15 protein-coding genes are annotated in these 16,185 nt (G+C 42.3%); 14 read left to right on the top strand and 1 reads right to left on the bottom strand.

Going from position 1 to position 16,185, the window contains the following annotated elements; genetic code table 11:
* Window positions 1-30: 30 nt before the first annotated feature.
* The 10 genes from ccrZ to K5Q22_RS01035 all read left to right on the top strand — a co-directional run bounded on the left by ccrZ (window position 31) and on the right by K5Q22_RS01035 (window position 9,519).
* Window positions 31-825 carry a cell cycle regulator CcrZ gene (gene ccrZ, locus K5Q22_RS00990; protein ID WP_002942360.1) on the top strand — a complete coding sequence of 265 codons (795 nt, stop codon included), beginning with the start codon at window positions 31-33 and terminating at the stop codon, window positions 823-825.
* Window positions 822-1,460 (top strand): tRNA (guanosine(46)-N7)-methyltransferase TrmB, encoded by a 639-nt coding sequence (gene trmB, locus K5Q22_RS00995; RefSeq protein WP_002939002.1) that lies wholly within the window; start codon window positions 822-824, stop codon window positions 1,458-1,460. Before ccrZ ends, trmB begins: the two co-directional genes overlap by 4 nt.
* A gap of 297 nt (window positions 1,461-1,757) precedes the next feature.
* Window positions 1,758-2,228: a ribosome maturation factor RimP gene (gene rimP, locus K5Q22_RS01000; protein ID WP_205013371.1), complete on the top strand. Its 471-nt coding sequence runs from the start codon at window positions 1,758-1,760 to the stop codon at window positions 2,226-2,228.
* Window positions 2,229-2,300: 72 nt separating this feature from the next.
* The gene (gene nusA / locus K5Q22_RS01005; RefSeq protein ID WP_014638606.1) at window positions 2,301-3,443 is read left to right on the top strand and encodes a transcription termination factor NusA; all 1,143 of its coding nucleotides are present in this window, start codon (window positions 2,301-2,303) and stop codon (window positions 3,441-3,443) included.
* Window positions 3,444-3,459: 16 nt separating this feature from the next.
* On the top strand, window positions 3,460-3,756 hold the full coding sequence (gene rnpM, locus K5Q22_RS01010; RefSeq protein WP_002942375.1) for an RNase P modulator RnpM: 297 nt from the start codon (window positions 3,460-3,462) through the stop codon (window positions 3,754-3,756).
* A complete protein-coding gene (locus tag K5Q22_RS01015) occupies window positions 3,743-4,051 on the top strand; it encodes a YlxQ-related RNA-binding protein (protein ID WP_002942377.1) in 309 nt (102 codons plus the stop codon). The genes rnpM and K5Q22_RS01015 overlap by 14 nt, the downstream gene beginning before the upstream one ends.
* Before the next feature lie 17 nt (window positions 4,052-4,068).
* Window positions 4,069-6,891: a translation initiation factor IF-2 gene (gene infB / locus K5Q22_RS01020; RefSeq protein WP_105139093.1), complete on the top strand. Its 2,823-nt coding sequence runs from the start codon at window positions 4,069-4,071 to the stop codon at window positions 6,889-6,891.
* A gap of 154 nt (window positions 6,892-7,045) precedes the next feature.
* Window positions 7,046-7,399: a 30S ribosome-binding factor RbfA gene (gene rbfA, locus K5Q22_RS01025; RefSeq protein WP_002942382.1), complete on the top strand. Its 354-nt coding sequence runs from the start codon at window positions 7,046-7,048 to the stop codon at window positions 7,397-7,399.
* A 125-nt stretch (window positions 7,400-7,524) separates the two neighbouring features.
* Window positions 7,525-8,196 (top strand): colicin lysis protein, encoded by a 672-nt coding sequence (locus tag K5Q22_RS01030; protein ID WP_205013370.1) that lies wholly within the window; start codon window positions 7,525-7,527, stop codon window positions 8,194-8,196.
* A 168-nt stretch (window positions 8,197-8,364) separates the two neighbouring features.
* Window positions 8,365-9,519 carry a carbohydrate-binding domain-containing protein gene (locus tag K5Q22_RS01035; RefSeq protein WP_205013369.1) on the top strand — a complete coding sequence of 385 codons (1,155 nt, stop codon included), beginning with the start codon at window positions 8,365-8,367 and terminating at the stop codon, window positions 9,517-9,519.
* Between the two features lie 35 nt (window positions 9,520-9,554).
* Here K5Q22_RS01035 and K5Q22_RS01040 read toward each other — a convergent pair whose 3' ends face one another.
* On the bottom strand, window positions 9,555-10,214 hold the full coding sequence (locus K5Q22_RS01040) for a trimeric intracellular cation channel family protein (protein ID WP_024401072.1): 660 nt from the start codon (window positions 10,212-10,214) through the stop codon (window positions 9,555-9,557).
* Window positions 10,215-10,446: 232 nt separating this feature from the next.
* On the opposite strand from K5Q22_RS01040, the gene K5Q22_RS01045 reads away from it, so the two are divergent.
* The 4 genes from K5Q22_RS01045 to lpdA all read left to right on the top strand — a co-directional run bounded on the left by K5Q22_RS01045 (window position 10,447) and on the right by lpdA (window position 16,152).
* Window positions 10,447-11,415, top strand: coding sequence for a thiamine pyrophosphate-dependent dehydrogenase E1 component subunit alpha (locus K5Q22_RS01045; protein ID WP_013730549.1), 969 nt, complete (start codon window positions 10,447-10,449; stop codon window positions 11,413-11,415).
* Between the two features lie 52 nt (window positions 11,416-11,467).
* A complete protein-coding gene (locus K5Q22_RS01050; protein WP_002942393.1) occupies window positions 11,468-12,463 on the top strand; it encodes an alpha-ketoacid dehydrogenase subunit beta in 996 nt (331 codons plus the stop codon).
* Window positions 12,464-12,804: 341 nt separating this feature from the next.
* Window positions 12,805-14,193 (top strand): dihydrolipoamide acetyltransferase, encoded by a 1,389-nt coding sequence (locus K5Q22_RS01055; protein ID WP_205013368.1) that lies wholly within the window; start codon window positions 12,805-12,807, stop codon window positions 14,191-14,193.
* A 198-nt stretch (window positions 14,194-14,391) separates the two neighbouring features.
* Window positions 14,392-16,152 carry a dihydrolipoyl dehydrogenase gene (gene lpdA, locus K5Q22_RS01060; protein WP_205013367.1) on the top strand — a complete coding sequence of 587 codons (1,761 nt, stop codon included), beginning with the start codon at window positions 14,392-14,394 and terminating at the stop codon, window positions 16,150-16,152.
* The last annotated feature ends 33 nt before the right edge of the window (window positions 16,153-16,185 follow it).

The following is a 16,185-nucleotide window of genomic DNA, read 5'->3' on the forward strand; positions in this document are numbered from 1 at the left end:
ATAGTAAGGAATTTTTAAAGGAGGAAAGGCATGCAGTTTGATACCAGTGGGCTACAATTACAGTCTATTGCAGGAAATAGTGGCAAAGCGTTTAAAGGCCTACGGTCAGACGGAACGCCAGTCTTTGTGAAGTATGAGATGCCTCCGATAGTGTCTGCTCTTGCGCGTGAGCAAATTACACCACCCGTTTTGTCAGCAAATCGAGAAGTAGGAATGGGGCATCGTGTAGAGCAGGAGTGGTTGAATGGTCGTACCTTGGAGCGTCAAGATATGACTAGTAAACAGATTCGTCAAATACTGGTGAGAATGCACTATTCTCGTATTTTGCTCAATCAGGCTTTGCAGATGAATTATACCTATATGGAACCTCAGGATTTGGTTTATCGTTGGCAAAAAGAGGCGCCAACTAGATTGGGACAGAATTCTTATCTGCAATCTATCTGCCAAGATTTATTGAATAATCTACCAAGATTCCGTCAAGAGGTGGCAACATTTGTTCACGGAGATTTGCATCATAGTAACTGGGTAGAAACGACGTCTGGTTTGGTGTATTTGACAGATTGGGAGACCGCTTGTGTAACGGATCGGATGTTGGATGTTGCCTATATTTTGACGCATTATATTCCTCGTCAGTCCTGGGAAGAGTGGCTTCGGGCTTATGGCTACAAATATAACAGCACAGTATTAAATAAGGTTTATTGGTATGGCCAGCTTGGCTACCTAAACCAAATTGCTAAGCATGTAGAAAGCTACAATGTTTTGGCTGCAAATAAAGAAATTTATGCTCTACGGCAATTCCGTCAGAGTTTCTATAAGGAAGTATGAGAGTTAGAAATCGTAAGGGAGCAAGTGAGCTTCTAGCAAACAATCCCCAGTATGTTATCTCCAATCCAGAGGAATGTAAGGGGAAATGGGCAGAGATTTTTGGAAACAATAATCCTATCCACATAGAAGTTGGTTCTGGTAAAGGTCGCTTTGTCACTGGTATGGCTGCGCAAAATCCAGATATTAACTATATTGGTATTGATATTCAGATGACCGTGTTAAGCTATGCCTTGGACCGTGTGCTTGAAGCTGGCTTGCCAAATATAAAATTATTGCAGGTGGATGGTTCGAGTTTGACCAACTATTTTGCACCGGCAGAAATAGATCAGCTTTATCTGAATTTTTCAGATCCATGGCCTAAGAAACGTCATGAGAAACGTCGTTTGACCTACAAGTCATTCTTGGATACCTACAAGGAAATCCTACCTGAGAAGGGAGAAATCCACTTCAAAACAGATAATCGTGGTCTGTTTGAGTATAGCCTGGCTAGTTTTTCTCAATATGGCATGGTCTTGAAGCAAGTTTGGCTAGATTTGCATGCTGATGGTTTGGAAGGCAACGTTATGACAGAGTATGAGGAGAAATTCTCAAACAAGGGTCAGGTCATCTATCGTGTGGAAGCACAGTTTCAATAATTCCCTTAGTGGAAAATGAGAAGAGGTCTAGCAGAGACCTTTTTCCTTTGTCGAATAAACTAAATGACTATAATCCATCGTTTTCCTTTACAAATAGGGATAGATATGATAGAATAATGGAAGTGAATAATGAGAAAAGGGGTTGGCGTCAGTCAACCCTTTCCCTGTACACGGATTTCTGTATATAGAATGAATGATAGTACAAGGGAGTTTACTGTCAAAGGAAATAGAGAGTCCTGGATAGTGCGAACTATTTGAGTAATGTATTTCTAGCGACTGTAAAAGTAGGAGGTGTTTATGTCATCAATTATTGATTTGGTCACAGCAGCAATTACCCCCGCAATTCAAGCTCCATATGAGTTGGTAGATGTGGAATATGGTAAGATGGGCGGTGACTACGTTTTATCCATTTTTGTCGATAAAGAGGGAGGGATTTCTCTTCAAGATACGGCAGATTTGTCAGAAGTCATTAGCCCAATTTTGGATACGATTAAGCCAGACCCATTTCCGGAGCAGTATATGTTGGAAGTAACAAGTCCAGGTTTGGAACGTCCTTTAAAAACGGCAGATGCTGTTGAAAAGGCAGTTGGAGAGTACATCCATGTCAAGCTCTATCAGGCAATTGATAAAATCAAGGTTTTCGAAGGAACTTTGCTCTCCTTTGATGGAACAGACCTGATTATGGAGTATATGGATAAAACTCGTAAGAAGGAAGTGACTATTCCTTACCAGACGGTGGCTAAGGCCCGTTTGGCTGTTAAGTTATAATGCTCTTTCATGAGTATTTTAAAAGATATTAGACTTTAAGAAAGGACCTTTTGAGCGCAAAAGGAAAACAACATGAGTAAAGAAATGCTAGAAGCCTTCCGTATTTTAGAGGAAGACATGGGTATTAACAAAGCGGATATCATTGATGCAGTTACAGAGTCGCTTCGTTCAGCTTATAAACGCCGTTATGGTCAATCAGAATCAGCAGTGATTGAATTTGACGAGAAAAAAGGCGATTTCCATGTATTTACTGTTCGTGAAGTAGTAGATGAAGTATTTGATAGCCGACTAGAAATTAGTCTAAAAGATGCCTTGGCTATTTCATCAGCTTATGAAATGGGTGACAAAATTAAATTCCAAGAAGACCCAGCGGAATTTGGACGTGTAGCTGCTCAATCAGCTAAACAGACCATCATGGAAAAGATGCGCAAACAAAAGCGTGCCATTACCTTCAATACTTACAAGCAACATGAAAATGAAATCATGTCAGGTACGGTAGAGCGTTTCGACAATCGCTTTATCTATGTCAACCTTGGTACAATTGAAGCTCAGTTATCAAAACAGGATCAAATTCCTGGTGAGGTTTTCCAATCCCATGATCGCATCGAAGTCTATGTCTACAAGGTAGAAGACAATGGTCGTGGTGTTAACGTATTTGTCAGCCGTAGCCATCCAGAAATGATCAAACGTCTCATGGAACAGGAAATTCCAGAAGTATACGATGGAACAGTTGAAATCATGAGTGTTGCCCGTGAAGCTGGAGACCGTACGAAAGTGGCTGTTCGTAGCCATAATCCAAACGTGGATGCCATCGGTACTATCGTTGGTCGTGGTGGTTCAAATATCAAGAAAATCACTAGCAAATTCCATCCAGCTCGTTATGATGCTAAGAATGACCGTATGATTCCTACTGAGGAAAATATTGACGTTATCGAGTGGGTAGCTGATGAAGCGGAATTTATCTACAATGCCCTTGCACCTGCTGAAGTTGACCAAGTATTGTTTGACACGGAAGATGGGAAGCATGCTACAGTCGTTGTACCAGATGATAAGTTGTCATTGGCAATTGGTCGCCGTGGTCAAAACGTTCGTTTGGCAGCGCATTTGACGGGATTCCGTATCGACATCAAGTCAGCATCGGAGTATGAAGCTTTTGAAGCAACTCAATATGCAACAGACGAAGTTGTAGAAGAAGTCGAAGAAGAACAAGAATAAGGCAAAAGGAGCAACCATGGCAAAAGCTAGAAAAATACCCTTGCGCAAGTCTGTGGTGTCCGGTGAAATCATCGACAAACGGGATTTGCTCCGTATTGTAAAAAATAAAGAAGGTCAAGTATTTATCGATCCAACAGGCAAGGCAAATGGTCGTGGGGCTTATATCAAGCTTGATAATGATGAGGCAAGCCAAGCTAAGAAACGTCGTGTCTTCGATCGTTCCTTTAGTATGGAAGTGGCCGAAGAATTTTACGATGAATTAATTGCCTACGTTGATCATAAGATCAAGAGGAGAGAACTTGGACTCGAATAAGAGACAGAAAATCTTAAATTTATTAGGTTTGGCCCAGCGAGCTGGTCGCCTGGTTTCGGGTGAGGACCTGGTTGTTGAAGCTATTCAAAAAGGGCAGGCAAAGTTGGTGTTTTTAGCCGAAGATGCTGCTGGAAATTTAAGTAAAAAAGTAACAGATAAAAGTCATACCTATCAAGTAGAAGTTGTAACAGTGTTTTCAACACTGGAATTGAGTGCAGCTGTCGGCAAGGCTAGAAAAGTTCTTGCAGTGACAGACGCTGGATTTACAAAGAAGATGAGGTCTATTATGGAATAGAACAGGAGGACAAGGCATTGTCTAAAAAGAGATTGAATGAAATAGCCCGTGAATTAGGCGTAAGCAGTAAGGAAGTTGTTGCTAAGGCTCAAGAATTGGGCTTTGAAGTCAAGAGCCATGCTTCAAGCGTAGATGAAGCAAGTGCTAAACGCCTTGCAGAAAGCTTTGGTGGACAAAAATCAGAGGCAACTAAAGTTGCGGCAAAAGTTAGCAAGCCTGAGAAGGTTGATGAAACTCCAAAAGTGGAAACAGCTAAGGTAGAAAAAGCTAAGGAAACACAGCCAGTAGTAAAAGAAGAAGTTGCGACAAGTGCAGTACAATCAGCTCCACATCGTCCACAGAGTCGAAACTTTAAGGCAGAACGTGAAGCACGTGCCAAAGAGCAGGCTGCTAAGCGAGCTCAGGGTCAAGGAAAAGGTGGTCAAGCTAAATCTGGTCAGGACCGTCGTGACAACCGTCAACAAGGTCAGGGACGTTCAAACAATGAGCGAAATGATCGACGCGACAATCGTCGTGACCAGCGTTCAGAAGAGCGGAAAGACAACCGATTTGGTGATCGTCGCGATAATCGTGACAACCGTCGTCAGGACAACCGTTCAGGTCAGTCAGCTCGCTTTGAACAAAGAGAGGCTGCAAAACCAGCAGGACCTAAAATTGACTTCAAAGCGCGTGCTGCTGCTTTGAAAGCAGAACAAAATGCGGAGTATGCTCGTACCAGTGAAGAACGTTTTCGTCAGGCTCAGGAAGCTAAAAAGCAACCTAAGAAGCCAAAAGAAATTAAGTTTGAAGAACCGGTTGTGGAAAGCAAACCATTTGTGAAGCCTGCACCTGTTGCATCGGTACCAGAGCAAGTTGCAGAAACTACTGTAGATACCCGTCGTAAAAAACAAGCTCGACCAGATAAAAAACGTGACTTTAATAGTGACGAAGAAGATGGTCCACGGAAACAACAAAGAAATCGAAATAGTCAAAATCAAGTGAGAAATCAAAGAACAAGTAACTGGAATAACAACAAGAAAAATAAAAAAGGCAAGGCTAACCAACCTGCCAAACCTGTCACAGAACGCAAGTTCCACGAATTGCCAACTGAATTTGAATACACTGCTGGCATGACCGTCGCAGAAATTGCAAAACGGATCAAACGTGAACCTGCTGAAATTGTGAAAAAACTCTTCCTTATGGGAGTTATGGCGACTCAAAACCAATCTTTGGATGGAGATACTATCGAACTCCTCATGGTTGATTATGGTATTGAAGCGAAAGAAAAGGTAGAGGTCGATAACGCAGATATTGAGCGTTTCTTCGTAGAAGAGGGCTACCTCAATGAAGAAGAGATGACAGAACGCCCACCTGTTGTGACTATCATGGGACACGTTGACCACGGTAAAACCACCTTGTTGGATACCCTACGTAATTCTCGTGTTGCTACTGGAGAAGCTGGTGGTATCACACAGCATATCGGTGCCTACCAAATTGAGGAAGCTGGTAAGAAAATTACCTTCTTGGATACTCCAGGACACGCGGCCTTTACTTCTATGCGTGCACGTGGAGCATCTGTTACCGACTTGACCATCCTAGTCGTTGCAGCAGATGATGGTGTCATGCCGCAAACGATCGAGGCTATCAACCACTCAAAAGCAGCTAATGTGCCAATCATTGTAGCTATCAACAAGATTGACAAGCCAGGTGCAAACCCAGAGCGTGTCATCGGTGAATTGGCTGAGCACGGTGTTATCTCAACCGCTTGGGGTGGAGAATCTGAATTTGTAGAAATCTCAGCTAAGTTTAACCAAAACATTGATGAATTGTTGGAAACTGTTCTTTTGGTTGCTGAAATTCAAGAACTGAAGGCAGACCCAACTGTTCGTGCAATTGGTACAGTTATCGAAGCGCATTTGGATAAAGGGAAAGGTGCGGTTGCAACCCTCCTCGTTCAACAAGGGACACTTAATGTTCAAGACCCAATCGTTGTCGGAAATACCTTTGGACGTGTTCGTGCCATGACAAACGACCTTGGTCGTCGTGTTAAAACTGCTGGTCCATCTACACCGGTATCTATTACTGGTTTGAACGAAGCTCCTATGGCAGGCGATCACTTTGCAGTTTACGAGGATGAGAAATCAGCTCGTGCAGCAGGTGAAGAACGTGCTAAACGTGCTCTTCTTAAACAGCGTCAAGCAACGCAACGAGTTAGTCTTGAAAACCTCTTTGATACCCTTAAAGCAGGTGAGGTTAAGTCAGTTAATGTGATTATCAAGGCTGACGTACAAGGTTCAGTTGAAGCACTTGCATCATCGCTTCAAAAGATTGAAGTAGAGGGAGTACGTGTCAATATCGTCCACTCTGCAGTCGGAGCTATCAACGAATCAGATATTACTCTTGCGGAAGCTTCAAATGCTCTTGTGATTGGTTTCAACGTTCGTCCAACAGCTGAAGCACGTAGCCAAGCTGAAGCAGATGATGTTGAAGTACGTCTTCACAGCATCATTTACAAGGTTATCGAAGAGATGGAAGACGCCATGAAAGGTATGCTTGACCCAGAATATGAAGAAAAAATCATTGGTGAGGCAATCATTCGTGAAACCTTCAAGGTATCCAAAGTTGGAACGATCGGTGGTTTCATGGTTGTTCGTGGTAAAGTTACCCGTGATTCAAGTGTTCGAGTTATCCGTGATGGTGTTGTAGTATTTGATGGTAAACTAGCTAGTTTGAAACGCTATAAAGATGACGTGAAAGAAGTTGGTAATGCCCAAGAGGGTGGTTTGATGATTGAGAACTACAACGACTTGAAAGTTGATGATACCATTGAAGCTTATATCATGGAAGAAATCAAAAAATAATATTTTCTCATTGTCAAAATCATAGACAAGTGATTTTGTCGAGGAAGTGATAATTTAATAGATTTAGTAGGTTTTAAAGCAATAGTTTTTAATCTACTTGGATTATTCAAGCTGGGGAAACTCAGCTTTTCTATCATCTAAGAAAGGAAAGAATATGGCGAATCATTTTCGTACAGACCGTGTCGGGATGGAAATCAAGCGCGAAGTCAATGAGATTTTGCAAAAGAAAGTTCGTGATCCACGTGTGCAGGGAGTGACTATTACAGATGTTCAGATGGTCGGCGATTTGTCAATGGCCAAGGTTTACTACACAATCATGAGTAATTTGGCATCCGATAATCAAAAAGCACAAACGGGTCTTGAAAAAGCGACGGGAACCATTAAGAGAGAACTTGGTCGTAAGTTAACTCTTTATAAAATTCCGGATTTGGTCTTTGAAAAAGACCAATCAATTGAGTACGGCAATAAAATTGACCAAATGTTGCGTGCTCTTGATCAGAAAGATTAACAACAAAAGTCGGATGGAAACATTCGGCTTTTTCTGGCTCGGATGCTTTGTCCATATATGGTGGCGTTTACAAGCCTTCGGAAAGATGTTATACTAAGACCAAAGATAGAGCACAGGAGGAAGTTATGAAAACATTTATTAGTAAACTGATGTTAGTGTCCACGGTTGTACTATTAGCTGCTTGTCAGTCTAATCAGGTAAAAGGTGGTGAGAGTTCTAGTTCTAGTGCTTCAAGCCAAGTTTCAGATAGTTCTAGTTTGCAGCAAGCGTCAACAATAGCATCTATCTCCGAAACGCAAGTATCCTCAGTGACCACTCCTGAGCTAAGTGAAGTATACCAATCAGTTATTGCTCGTTATCAAGCGAATATGGGGCAGCCTGCTGAGGCAATCAATCAGGATGAGGTCAGTAGCTATCTGAGCTTATTAACTAGCCAGGGGCAAGAATACAGTGGAATATTTTATAGTTTGTATGATGTCAACCATGATGGTACAGAGGAGCTGCTTCTAGCTTTGGACAAGTCGGGAGAATATGTCTTAATTGACCTCTATACTCAGCTTGCCGATGAGAGTCTACGTTTGGTGGATAATTTCCGCAATCTTGGATTTGAAATTGGACCGGACGCCCTACTTCGTCCTTTACAGGATGGAACATACTTATTTGAAGGAGATGGTATTTTTCGCATTTATCAATACAATGCGATGATTCCAGGTTTAAAACGCATTTCTGAATCAGATACCAACCCTGAAACTTCTCCTTTGCTTGAGTTGAAAAGCTTGCATTGGGTTAAGCTATAGATTTTATCAATGATTATTCCTAGGCTGGGTTTCCCGGCCTTTTGTAGTTCCTAAGAACTTTAAGTTTTCTTTTGGCAATCTTTAATCTTTCTTTTAGGAAGGAAAGGTAAACTGGGAGCATATCAGGAAGGGATACGACTTCCTAAAGAAAGAAAAGGAATCTTTATTATGAAAACAAATCTTAAAAAATTACTTTACTCTGGTGTTACTCTTATGAGTCTTGGTGTCTTAGCAGCATGTTCATCTACTTCAAGTTCAACGACGACTTCAAGTTCAGCAGCAACTAGTCAGACAAGTGTAGCGACAACTTCAAATAATAGCACTTCATCAGATTCGAGCTCGTCATCTATTGACTGGTCAGCCCTTCCAACGACAGAAGTGACGCTTTCAAATGATGGCTTGAAAATTACTGAGGGAGGAACCTATATTTTGACTGGTTCAACAACAGCTGGTGTAACGGTTGAAACAGATGCCAATGTTCGCATCATTCTAGCAGGTGCTGAGATTTCAAGTTCAGGTACTGCAGCAATCAATGTTATTAATGCTGATAATGTTGAATTGGAAATCAAAGATGGTACGACGAATACAGTGAAAGATAGCAGCAATCATACAGACACCAATATTGAGGGGGCTATCCATGTTGAAGCAGATTTGACCATCACTGGTAATGGTAGCTTGACAGTTGAGGGGAACTTCCAAGATGGTATTGTATCGACGGACGACCTTGTCGTGAATTCAGGAAACATTACCGTCACTGCAGTGGATGATGGTATCCGTGGTAAGGATTCATTGACAATCAATGGTAGTACAATCAATGTAACAGCAGGTGGTGATGGTATCAAGTCAACCAATGATACAGATACAACCAAAGGATACACAACGATTACAGGTGGTGATATCACGGTTAAGGCAGGCGATGATGCTATTAAAGCAGAAACAGCATTGACAATTGATGGCGGTACCATTACAGTATCAGAATCTGCTGAGGCACTTGAAGGTACTAACATCACGATTAATGGTGGTACATTAGATGTTTATGGTTCAGATGATGCTATTAATGCGGCAAGTACAACGTCATCAGATATCTTTATCAAGGTAACTGGTGGTGACTTGAAAGTGGCTGTAGGTAGTGGAGATACGGATGCCTTTGATGCTAATGGAGACATTTATATCTCCGGTGGTACAATTGATGTAACAGCTCAATCTGCTTTTGACTTCGATGGAACTGCTGAATTGACAGGAGGTACTGTGACAGTTAACGGTGAGCAGATTACTCAAATCACAGCAACAGGACCAGGTGCAGGTGGTCACGGTGGCTGGTAATCAATAATAATACAAAAAGGTCTGAGTTAACGAACTCAGACCTTTCGTTTGCTTTCCATATTGGGAAGATTGATTTTGTATTTAATTACCAATAATCGAATGACTAAAGAAATGGTAAAAATGGTGATGAAGGTTGGAATTTGTGGTAATTTCCAATTTACAACGCAAAGATGATAGAGGACTCCTGAGAAAAATGCAAGGACAGCATAGACATCTTCTTTAAGAACAATAGGTGTTTCATTGACGAGTAAATCACGGGCGATTCCGCCTCCGACACCTGTCAAAGCTGCCAGAATACCACTGGTTAGAGCGTTTAGCTGGAGAGAGATGCCAGTACTGGCTCCAATGAGGGCGAAGATGGCTAGACCGATTGCATCAAAGATAAGGTTTGTCTGGGAAAGGAAATGAATCATCTTCTTATCAAGTGGTTTGTCCTGCTTTAGATTGATAACAATCAAGTACATGCTAATCGCTACTCCGAGAGATAAATAGATGGCTGTAGGATCAGTCAAAGCAGTAGGAATGCGATTGGCCATCGTATCTCGAATAATTCCCCCACCAACGGCGGTAATGATGCCGAGCAAGCTAATTCCAAAAATATCTAACTTTTTCTTAAATCCTTTTACGGCCCCCGAAACAGCAAATGCGATAGTGCCTACGTAGTTACAAATCATCAGAAATAAATCGAATTCCATAAGAACCTCCGTACCTATATTAACAGAAAGAAAGACGGCGTGCAAGCTCATTTTAAAGTTTGTGAAAAAAGTTTCAAACAAGGAAAATAAATCTTTTTGGAATTTGTGAAAAAACGCACTAAATCAAGGTTTTCACGAAAATTTCTGTAAAAAGAAAACGGTTCAATTACTTGCCATTTGTGAAATATTGGTCTATCATAGTACAGAAAGAGAAAAACCTTTGGAGGAAATTATGGTATCTATCACAAAAGAACAACATTTGGACATGTTCTTGAAAATGCAACAAATCCGTGATGTTGATATGAAATTAAATAAATTAGTGCGTCGCGGTTTCGTACAAGGTATGACTCACTTCTCAGTCGGTGAAGAAGCTGCAGCTGTTGGACCTATTGCTGGATTGACAGATGAGGACATCATCTTCTCACATCACCGTGGTCACGGTCACGTTATTGCAAAAGGTATTGACATCAATGGCATGATGGCTGAGCTTGCTGGTAAGGCAACTGGTACATCAAAAGGCCGTGGTGGTTCTATGCACTTGGCAAACGTTGAAAAAGGAAACTTTGGTTCAAACGGTATCGTAGGTGGTGGTTATGCCCTTGCAGTTGGTGCAGCCCTTACGCAACAATACCTTGGTACAGATAACATTGTTATTGCCTTCTCAGGTGATTCAGCTACTAACGAAGGTTCCTTCCATGAATCAATGAACTTGGCGGCAGTTTGGAACTTGCCAGTTATCTTCTTCATTACAAACAACCGTTACGGTATCTCAACAGATATTTCTTACTCAACTAAGATTCCTCATCTCTACCAACGTGCAGCAGCATACGGTATTCCAGGTCACTATGTTGAGGATGGTAACGACGTTATTGCCGTTTATGAAAAAATGCAAGAAGTCATCGAGTACGTTCGTGCAGGAAACGGACCAGCAATGGTTGAGGTTGAATCATACCGCTGGTTTGGTCACTCAACTGCCGACGCAGGTGTCTACCGTACAAAAGAAGAAGTTAACGAGTGGAAAGCAAAAGACCCACTTAAGAAATACCGCAAATACTTGACAGAAAACAAGATTGCGACAGACGAAGAATTGGATGCCATCGAAGCACAAGTTGCAGAACAAGTAGAAGCATCTGTGAAATTCGCACAAGAAAGCCCAGATCCAGACATCTCAGTAGCTTACGAAGATGTTTTCGTAGACTAGTCTACTGTTCAGATTGAAGAAAATTTTTGATATAAGTAGGAGAAATTTTAAAATGGCTGAAACAAAAGTAATGGCCTTGCGTGAAGCGATTAACTTGGCTCAAAGCGAAGAAATGCGTAAGGATGAAAAAGTATTCTTGATGGGTGAAGACGTCGGTATCTACGGCGGTGACTTCGGTACATCTGTTGGTATGTTGGACGAATTTGGTCCAAAACGCGTTCGCGACACGCCTATCTCTGAGGCAGCAATCGCAGGTTCTGCGGTTGGTGCGGCTCAAACAGGTCTTCGTCCAATCGTTGACTTGACTTTCATGGACTTCATCACAATTGCCCTTGATGCGATTGTTAACCAAGCGGCTAAAACCAACTATATGTTTGGTGGTGGCTTGAAAACACCTGTAACCTTCCGTGTGGCATCTGGTTCAGGTATCGGTTCAGCGGCACAGCACTCACAATCTCTTGAAGCTTGGTTGACTCACATCCCAGGTATCAAAGTTGTTGCACCAGGTACAGCTAACGATGCAAAAGGTCTTTTGAAGTCATCTATCCTTGACAACAACCCAGTTATCTTCTTGGAGCCAAAAGCTCTTTACGGTAAAAAAGAAGAAGTGAACTTGGACCCAGATTTCTACATTCCACTTGGTAAGGGTGAAATCAAACGTGAAGGTACAGATGTAACCATCATTTCATACGGTCGTATGTTGGAACGTGCCTTGAAAGCGGCTGAAGAAGTGGCTGCAGAAGGCATCAGCGTAGAAGTGGTTGACCCACGTACTCTTATCCCATTGGATAAAGAATTGATCATCGAATCTGTGAAGAAAACTGGTAAGGTTATCTTGGTTAACGATGCTTACAAAACAGGTGGTTTCATCGGTGAAATCGCATCAATCATCACAGAAAGCGAAGCCTTTGACTACTTGGATGCACCAATCATCCGTATCGCTTCAGACGATGTACCAGTTCCTTACGCAAACATTCTTGAAAACGCAGTATTGCCAAACGTAGAGAAAATCAAAGCGGCAATCTACAAGCAAGTAAACAAGGGTTAATCTTATCGTCATTCGCTTATCTTTTCTGGCTGTATTGATTTGGCTTGCCTAAGGTCGGTTATGCCTGCACCAAATTGACTTGCCAGAAAAGCAATCGGAAAGACGATAACCCTAATATGCTAGAAATAAAGTGTTCTAGCATGACTAAGAATGCTTGGAAAAGAATTAAGCCACTTCGATTATCGAAGTCTGGTTTGGTTCTTGACAAGGTAAGAAACTGAAAGAAAGGATTAGAACACGAACTAAATGCTCGGAATTTAGATAGTCCGCCTTGGATGTGAAACATCCTGCGTTGGACTCCTAAAATTCGGTCGCATTTGGACGTTCTTTGTATCATAATTATGGCTATTGAAATCATTATGCCTAAGCTCGGTGTGGACATGCAAGAAGGTGAAATCATCGAGTGGAAAAAACAAGAGGGCGATTTCGTCAATGAAGGCGACGTCATCTTGGAAATGATGTCTGACAAGACCAGCATGGAGCTGGAAGCAGAAGAGTCAGGCGTCCTATTGAAAATTGTTCACGGAAACGGTGCTACCGTTCCTGTAACAGAAGTTATTGCCTACATCGGTGCTGAAGGTGAGACGGTTGAAGTCGACGCTTCAGCTGCACCTGCTGTTGAACCAGCAGCGGCTATTGAAGAAGTACCTGCAGGTCGTACACCAGTGATTGTTGCTCCTGCAGCGGCTGCCAAACCACAAGGTGGTGGCAAGGTTCGTGCGACTCCAGCAGCACGTAAATTGGCGCGTGAGCTTGGAATCGATTTGGGTCTTGTTCCAGGAACAGGTGCTAACGGTCGTGTCCACAAGGTTGACGTCGAAGACTTCAAGGGAGCCGCTCCCAAAGCAACTCCGCTTGCAGCCCGTATTGCAGCAGACCAAGGTGTTGACTTGTCAACCCTTATAGGTTCAGGTGTCAACGGTAAGATTGTCAAGAACGACGTTCTTGCAGTACTTGCTCCTGCAGCTGTAGAAACTGCTGCTCCAGCACCAAAAGCAGAAGAAAAACCAGCTAAAGAATTGCCAGAAGGCGTTGAAATCATCAAGATGAGCCCAATGCGTAAGGCTATTTCAAAAGGTATGGTCAACTCTTACTTGACTGCTCCGACATTTACACTTAACTACGATATTGACATGACCAACCTCATGGCACTTCGTAAGCAAGTCCTTGAGCCAATCATGAATAAGACTGGTTTGAAAGTAACCTTTACAGACTTAATTGGTCTTGCGGTTGTTCGTACTTTGATGAAAGAAGAACACCGTTACATGAACGCATCTTTGATTAACGATGCTCAAGAAATCGAATTACACAAGTTCGTCAACCTTGGTATCGCAGTAGGTCTAGATGATGGCTTGGTGGTGCCAGTTGTTCACGGCGCAGATAAGATGAGCTTGTCTGACTTTGTGGTGGCTTCGAAAGATGTTATCAAGAAGGCTCAATCTGGTAAGTTGAAGGGGGCTGAAATGTCAGGTTCTACCTTCTCTATCACCAACTTGGGTATGTTTGGTACTAAAACCTTTAACCCAATCATCAACCAACCAAACTCAGCAATCCTTGGTGTAGCATCAACTGTTCAAACACCAGTTGTTATCGACGGCGAAATCAAAATCCGTCCAATCATGGCACTCTGCTTGACCATTGACCACCGTATCATTGATGGTATGAATGGTGCTAAGTTCATGGTTGACTTGAAGAACTTGCTGGAAAACCCATTGGAATTATTGATCTGATAAGGTTTTTATTGGTCAAAAATAAAGGAATGTAGATTTCTGAATAGAAAATAAAGAAAGGGAATAAGAGCGAGAGAGTTTTAGCAATTGAACCCGAGCGGAAAGCTCGGAAAAATAGATAAATCGTTTAGAAAATCAGGATTTTCTACGATTTCCTAATTTTTCAGTCGCTTTCTCTTCGCTCTTGGTATCTTAAATATGGCTATTGAAATTATTATGCCGAAACTTGGTGTAGATATGCAAGAAGGCGAAATCATCGAGTGGAAAAAACAAGAGGGTGATTTTGTCAACGAGGGTGATGTTATCTTGGAGATGATGTCAGACAAGACAAGTATGGAATTGGAAGCGGAAGAATCAGGTGTTCTTTTGAAAATCGTTCACGGTAACGGTGCAACTGTTCCTGTAACAGAAGTCATTGCTTACCTTGGTGCAGAAGGTGAAACTGTTGAAGTGGGTGCTGCACCTGCTCCAGCTGAGGTTGCTCAAGCAACTGCTGACTTGAAAGCAGCTGGTTTGGAAGTACCTGCAGCTCCTGCAGCAGCTCCACAAGCTCCTAAGGCTGAATTGGCAGCTGACGAGTACGACATGGTTGTTGTCGGTGGTGGTCCTGCTGGTTACTACGCAGCTATTCGTGGTGCTCAATTGGGCGGTAAAATCGCTATTGTTGAGAAATCAGAATTTGGTGGTACTTGCTTGAACAAGGGTTGTATCCCAACTAAGACCTACCTTAAGAACGCTGAAATCCTTGACGGCTTGAAGATCGCAGCTGAGCGTGGTATCAACCTTGCTTCAACTAACTACACCGTTGATATGGACAAGACAGTTGACTTCAAGAACAAGGTTGTGAAGACTTTGACTGGTGGTGTTCAAGGTCTCTTGAAAGCTAATAAAGTGACTATCTTCAACGGTCTTGGTCAAGTAAATCCTGATAAGACTGTTGTTATTGGCGACAAGGTTATCAAAGGTCGTAGCATCATTCTTGCAACAGGTTCTAAAGTATCACGCATCAACATCCCAGGTATTGATTCTAAGTTGGTATTGACTTCTGATGATATTCTTGACTTGCGTGAAATTCCTAAGTCACTCACTGTTATGGGTGGTGGCGTAGTCGGTGTGGAACTTGGTTTGGTTTACGCATCATACGGTACAGAAGTAACCGTTGTTGAAATGGCTGACCGTATCATTCCAGGTATGGACCGCGAAGTGTCTGTTGAATTGCAAAAAGTCCTTTCTAAGAAAGGTATGAAATTCTTGACTTCCGTTGGTGTATCTGAAATCGTTGAAGCCAACAACCAATTGACAATCAAATTGAACGACGGTTCAGAAATCGTTTCTGAAAAAGCCCTTCTTTCAATCGGACGTGTACCACAATTGGCTGGTCTTGAAAATCTTAACCTTGAATTGGACCGCGGTCGTATCAAGGTCAACGAATACCAAGAAACATCTATCCCTGGTATCTACGCACCAGGTGATGTCAACGGTACTAAGATGTTGGCACACGCTGCTTACCGTATGGGTGAAGTGGCGGCTGAAAATGCGATCCACGGTAACCACCATAAAGCTAAATTGGACTTCACACCAGCAGCGGTTTACACACACCCAGAAATCGCTATGGTTGGTTTGACAGAAGACCAAGCTATCGAGAAACACGGTAAAGAAAACATCCTTATCGGTCGCAACAGCTTCACTGGTAACGGTCGTGCTATTGCTTCTAACGAAGCACATGGTTTCGTTAAAGTTATCGCTGAGAAGAAATACCATGAAATCCTTGGTGTTCACATCATCGGTCCAGTTGCAGCTGAAATGATCAACGAAGCAGCAACCATCATGGAATCTGAATTGACAGTTGACGACGTGGCAGCATCAATCCACGGTCACCCAACCTTCTCAGAAGTGATGTACGAAGCCTTCCTAGATGTGCTTGGTGTGGCGATTCACAACCCACCAAAACGTAAATAATATAATAAATGAAAAGAAAGTCCATGTGGCTTT

Source organism: Streptococcus sp. 2018162, from assembly GCF_019754175.1.
GTDB classification, from domain to species: domain Bacteria; phylum Bacillota; class Bacilli; order Lactobacillales; family Streptococcaceae; genus Streptococcus; species Streptococcus hashimotonensis.

Bases quoted from the DNA above. Each gene is read 5' to 3' on its own strand.
- nusA (WP_014638606.1), top strand. From the start codon at position 2,301: ATGAGTAAAGAAATGCTAGAAGCCTTCCGTATTTTAGAGGAAGACATG.
- K5Q22_RS01055 (WP_205013368.1), top strand. From the start codon at position 12,805: ATGGCTATTGAAATCATTATGCCTAAGCTCGGTGTGGACATGCAAGAA.
- K5Q22_RS01035 (WP_205013369.1), top strand. From the start codon at position 8,365: ATGAAAACAAATCTTAAAAAATTACTTTACTCTGGTGTTACTCTTATG.
- K5Q22_RS01045 (WP_013730549.1), top strand. From the start codon at position 10,447: ATGGTATCTATCACAAAAGAACAACATTTGGACATGTTCTTGAAAATG.
- lpdA (WP_205013367.1), top strand. From the start codon at position 14,392: ATGGCTATTGAAATTATTATGCCGAAACTTGGTGTAGATATGCAAGAA.
- K5Q22_RS01030 (WP_205013370.1), top strand. From the start codon at position 7,525: ATGAAAACATTTATTAGTAAACTGATGTTAGTGTCCACGGTTGTACTA.
- ccrZ (WP_002942360.1), top strand. From the start codon at position 31: ATGCAGTTTGATACCAGTGGGCTACAATTACAGTCTATTGCAGGAAAT.
- K5Q22_RS01050 (WP_002942393.1), top strand. From the start codon at position 11,468: ATGGCTGAAACAAAAGTAATGGCCTTGCGTGAAGCGATTAACTTGGCT.
- rbfA (WP_002942382.1), top strand. From the start codon at position 7,046: ATGGCGAATCATTTTCGTACAGACCGTGTCGGGATGGAAATCAAGCGC.
- trmB (WP_002939002.1), top strand. From the start codon at position 822: ATGAGAGTTAGAAATCGTAAGGGAGCAAGTGAGCTTCTAGCAAACAAT.
- K5Q22_RS01040 (WP_024401072.1), bottom strand. From the start codon at position 10,214: ATGGAATTCGATTTATTTCTGATGATTTGTAACTACGTAGGCACTATC.
- rimP (WP_205013371.1), top strand. From the start codon at position 1,758: ATGTCATCAATTATTGATTTGGTCACAGCAGCAATTACCCCCGCAATT.
- rnpM (WP_002942375.1), top strand. From the start codon at position 3,460: ATGGCAAAAGCTAGAAAAATACCCTTGCGCAAGTCTGTGGTGTCCGGT.